The organism is Myxococcus sp. AM009, from assembly GCF_013372605.1.
Lineage (GTDB): Bacteria > Myxococcota > Myxococcia > Myxococcales > Myxococcaceae > Myxococcus > Myxococcus vastator.
In genome coordinates this window covers 1-1,519 of sequence record NZ_JABXEP010000340.1, presented here as the reverse complement: position 1 = coordinate 1,519, position 1,519 = coordinate 1, and the positions used below count along the sequence as shown (strand labels likewise).

Below are 1,519 nucleotides of genomic sequence, written 5' to 3'. Positions count from 1 at the left end.
GCTTCGGCCTGGAGGGCATGGGGCCCGTGGGCGTGGGGGTGGGGCTGGCCGAGGTGTGGGTGACGGCGTGGCTGGTGGAGCGGCTCAACCCGTCGATGCGAGGGCTGGCGCGGCAGGTGGTGGAGCCCTTCGTCACCCTGGGGGTGTTGCTGCTGGGCGCGTGTCTGGCGGCGCCGCGGCTGGTGGAGGAGGGTGTGGTGGCGCAGGCGCTGGTGGGCGCGGTGTTGTTCGCCATCCTGGTGTGGGGCCGTGAACGGCTGCCGGGAGCGCTGCCACTCCTGGGCGAGCTGAGGCAGATTCTCGAATTCGTCCGGGCACGGAGGGCCGCGAGGCCGGCTCCGGTGAGTCCGGCGTCGACGTGAGCGGAAAGCGAGGGTCCCGATGAAGAAGCCCGACCTGGTCATCTCCATCGTCAATCACAGCAACCCGGAGCTGCTGCACGACTGTCTGCGCACCTTGCATGCGACGACGCGCGACAGCTCCTTCGAGGTCTGGATTGTCGACAACGCCACTGGCGGGCGCGGCGTGGACGCCATGCGGCGCGACTTCCCCAAGGTGCGCTGGCTCTTCAACACGGAGCGCAAGGGCTTCTCCGCCAACCACAACCAGGTGCTGCGTCAGGCCCGGGGCCGCCACTTCTGCATCTTCAATGACGACACCATCGTCCACGAGGGCGCCTTCGACGCGCTGGTGCGCTTCATGGATGACAACCCGCGCGTGGGAATGGCGGGCGCGCGGCTGTTGAACGCGGACGGCACTGTCCAGAACTGCACCTTCCGGCCCATGTCGCTGGCCGGGCAGCTCTTCGACATCGTCTTCCTGCCGCGTCCCCTCCACTTCCTCAAGGCGATGGCCATCGACCCGGCGCAGTACGGCCACGACGAGGCCCGCGTGAGCTGGGTGCTGGGGGCCTGCATCGTGGTGCGCGAGGAGGCGCTCGCGGAGGTGGGCCTGCTCGACGAGCAGATGTCCCCGCTGGGCAACACCGAGGACACCGACTGGTGCGTGCGGGCCTGGAAGGAGGGCTGGGAGGTGGCCTTCTGTCCGGAGGCGGTGATTACGCACCTGACGAGCCGCTCGTTCCGGCCGTCCGACACCGGGGCCGACCCGGTGCGCATCGAGCTGTGGCGCACGCGGCTGGCGTACTTCCGCAAGCACCACGGCCGGCTGCACGAGGCGGCCATGCGGGCCATCCTGGTGGGGACGTTGCCGTACAACTCGGCGGTGCTGACGCAGACGCTGCTGCGCGGGCGCATGAGCCTGCCGGAGTACCGCAAGCAGCTGGCCACCTTCCTGGGCATCTCCGGGATGGGCCTGCGCGCCCGCGTGTGACATGCCGCTCTTCTCCGTCATCATCCCCACGTACAACCGGGCGCGGCTCTTGGAGGCGGCGCTCGCGTCCGTGTTCGCGCAGGAGGAGCGCGACTTCGAGGTGCTCGTCGTGGATGACGGCTCCACCGACGACACGCTGGAGACGCTGGCCCGCTACGGCGAACGGGTGCGCGTCTTGCGCCAGCGC

2 protein-coding genes and 1 pseudogene are annotated in these 1,519 nt (G+C 69.8%); all 3 read left to right on the top strand.

Annotated elements, in window-relative coordinates; all coding sequences use genetic code 11:
• Nucleotides 1-362, top strand: a pseudogene (locus tag HV824_RS35705) (polysaccharide biosynthesis protein); the annotation flags it as partial.
• A gap of 19 nt (nucleotides 363-381) precedes the next feature.
• Nucleotides 382-1,332 carry a glycosyltransferase family 2 protein gene (locus HV824_RS35700; protein WP_176425260.1) on the top strand — a complete coding sequence of 317 codons (951 nt, stop codon included), beginning with the start codon at nucleotides 382-384 and terminating at the stop codon, nucleotides 1,330-1,332.
• Nucleotide 1,333: 1 nt separating this feature from the next.
• Nucleotides 1,334-1,519 (top strand): glycosyltransferase (locus HV824_RS35695; RefSeq protein ID WP_176425259.1); only part of this gene is annotated, 186 nt, incomplete at its 3' end.